3 protein-coding genes are annotated in these 2,781 nt (G+C 61.3%); 1 reads left to right on the plus strand and 2 read right to left on the minus strand.

Translation table 11 applies throughout. The annotated features are described in order from the left end of the window. Window positions 1-307 precede the first annotated feature (307 nt). Together WAN02_RS13880 and WAN02_RS13885 are read right to left on the minus strand one after the other, a co-directional pair. On the minus strand, window positions 308-1,015 hold the full coding sequence (locus WAN02_RS13880) for a histidine phosphatase family protein (RefSeq protein WP_422264774.1): 708 nt from the start codon (window positions 1,013-1,015) through the stop codon (window positions 308-310). 311 nt (window positions 1,016-1,326) lie between these two features. Then, window positions 1,327-2,064, minus strand: coding sequence for a DUF732 domain-containing protein (locus WAN02_RS13885; protein ID WP_422264775.1), 738 nt, complete (start codon window positions 2,062-2,064; stop codon window positions 1,327-1,329). Between the two features lie 177 nt (window positions 2,065-2,241). Between WAN02_RS13885 and dcd the strand changes: the two genes are divergently transcribed. Beyond that, the coding region (gene dcd / locus WAN02_RS13890; protein ID WP_422264776.1) for a dCTP deaminase at window positions 2,242-2,781 on the plus strand (540 nt) is incomplete at its 3' end.

Below are 2,781 nucleotides of genomic sequence, written 5' to 3' on the forward strand. Positions count from 1 at the left end.
AGCCCGGACTGTACGAGGAACACGTCGGCCCAAGCCTGCAAGTGGCAAAATTTTATCATAGATTAAATAAAGTCTCGGTGTCGACGAAGCGACGAAGCGGCGCCAATCGGGGTTTGACTGCTTTACCCTCGGGTGGGACGCCGTGGATCCTGTACGCGCGCAACTGCCCTGGGTCCGCGGCGCGGCGGTAGCCGCAAGCTTTCGACTCCGCTGCCGCGATGTGGCGATCTTCACCCGCACCCCATTGAAAGACGCTACGGATTCGCAGCTACCGCCACGTCGTGGCGCCCGGGTCACGCTCTGCGGCTCAGCATGGGGGAGGATCCGCGTTCCACTCTTGCAGGGTCCAACCATCGTTGGGATTGCCGCGTATTACTACACGGCCAAGATTGGGGAGCGGGGTAGTTGTCAGCAACGATTGATCAGGGTTATGCACATTCATTAGCACCCAAATCATGATTGCGCCGCCGTGTGAGAATGCGACGGGTTTTGTTTGGCCGCTGTTGTAGATCTGCTCGACCGCTTCACTAAATCGTGCCTCAAATCCGTCGCCGTCGAGGGATCCGGGGATCTGTGCGTTGCGGTCGCCGTTGAGCCATTGCATGGGAGCCCCGAGAAATGTTCTGGCGCTGGCCTCGGGCTGGCCCTCGTAGTCGCCGGCCTCTATTTCGCGCAAGCCAGCAAGCACACCAACCGGTTCGCCGAGCGCCTCCGCAGTTGCCTTTGCCGTCTCCTGAGTACGGACCATGGTGGAGGCGTAAACGCCGTCGTAGTGGTTGGCGCTCAAGGGACCAGCGGACTGCGCGGCCTGACACCAGCCTTTGGGGGTCAATTCCGGCCCAGGCGTTGAGGTGTCAATGATCCCTGCGGCGTTGCTCGCCGACTGAGCGTGCCGAACGAACGTCAGCGTGATGTCGTGCCAACCGCTCGCGTGGGCCGGAGTGCATCTAAGCATAGGAACTCCGCCGATAACGATCGCTAGGAAGCAGGCGGTGGCTATCGACGAACTCCTCATGGATCTCGGTGCTCGGCGAGCCGGGTCAGCGCCCGGTAGCAGAGATTTCGTTGCAGAACTCATCCTCACGCGCAAAAGATAACGGGACCAGGTGAATAACTCGTTGCCTATCACCTGCTGCCCGAGCGAGCCGTCCCGACGTTCGGACCGGATCTGGTGAAGGTAAGCGGAAGGACAGGATTACTCGCCTGGTCCGAATTCCCCGCAGCTCCGTTCGGATCCGTGGGCAGCCCACCTCAGTGCTCGAAGGGGTGATCAGTAGGTGCTTTTCGTTGATCGAGACGAGCTACCACGAAAAGAAGTTCGGAACCTTACGGGGCTAAGACAATGTGGCCTTCCGGGGGTTGCGGTGCAGGTTCCGCCGGGACACTCCCACTATTACTTCCACCCCCGTTGATGCCGCTGCCGGTGCCTCCATCACCCGCGCCCCCCTGAGTTCCGGCCGCGGGTGGTTCTACCACCTGTGGCGGAGGTGGCGGCACCTGCTTCGGTGGCGGTGCCTGTTTCGGTGCCGGCGACGGTGCCGCAGCAGGTGGTACCAGCAACTTGATCGCCGGTAGCGGCGGAATCTGCGGTGGGTTTGGAATCGACTGCCCGACGAGCGCTATACGGGGCTTTCCGCTTGACCCCGCTACGGAACCCAACGTTCCCTGGTGCCCCGGACAGAAAGCTGTCACTGAGGCCCTGACGAATCGGACCATAGTGCGGTGGTACTGGCCGAGATCATGAGAGGGGTCTTCGCCATAACCGTGGTTCGCCAATGTGTCTACCACCGCTGACGGTGACTCTCCGCCGTCAAGCGCCTGACAAACCTGGTGACCGTAGTCGATCACAGACGGAATGTTGTCGTGGGCAGGAACACCTGCCTGAGCCAGCAGTGCCAGGAAGTTGTCGTCCTGACCATCTGCACTGGCCTGCGGTGCCAGTGCAAGAGCGGCGCCGACAATTGATTCGGCGATACCGGCCAGCTGCACCCGCAGCATGTGGTTGTGCGACCGGCGAGCCGGATGGATCGTATGATCACCGGCGTTCATCTGAATAGCATCCATAGTTCATAGTGATAACACTCACAGTTCATGTTGTGGACACTTTGACTTAAGAATCGGATTCGCTCGCGGCATTATTTGCGCGTCGGCGGGTTGGCGGCACGCCAGAGGCGAGGACGTCGAATTGGTCGCATTGTTCGTCGAGATCGCCCTTGGCGGGGGAGCGGCTACGCTCGTCGCGTGCTGCTCTCCGATCGCGACCTCAGAGCCGAAATCGCCGCTGGGCGGTTGGGAATTGATCCCTTCGACGATGCCTTGGTGCAGCCGTCGAGCGTCGACGTCCGACTCGATACTTTGTTTCGGGTTTTCAACAACACGCGGTACACCCACATCGACCCCGCGCAGCAACAGGATGAGCTGACCAGCTTGGTGGAACCGGCTGAGGGCGAACCGTTTGTGCTGCATCCCGGCGAGTTCGTGCTCGGCTCCACGCTGGAGACGTGCACGCTGCCGGAGGATTTAGCGGGACGGCTGGAGGGCAAATCGTCGCTCGGGCGCCTGGGACTGCTCACCCATTCGACCGCCGGCTTCATCGACCCTGGCTTCAGCGGTCACATCACCCTGGAACTCTCCAACGTCGCCAACCTGCCGATCACGCTGTGGCCGGGCATGAAAATCGGCCAGCTGTGCATCCTGCGGCTGACCAGTCCCGCAGAGAATCCTTACGGGAGCGCGAGCGTCGGGTCGAAATACCAGGGCCAACGTGGACCTACGCCGTCG

The organism is Mycobacterium sp., assembly GCF_049281135.1.
Classification (GTDB): domain Bacteria; phylum Actinomycetota; class Actinomycetes; order Mycobacteriales; family Mycobacteriaceae; genus Mycobacterium.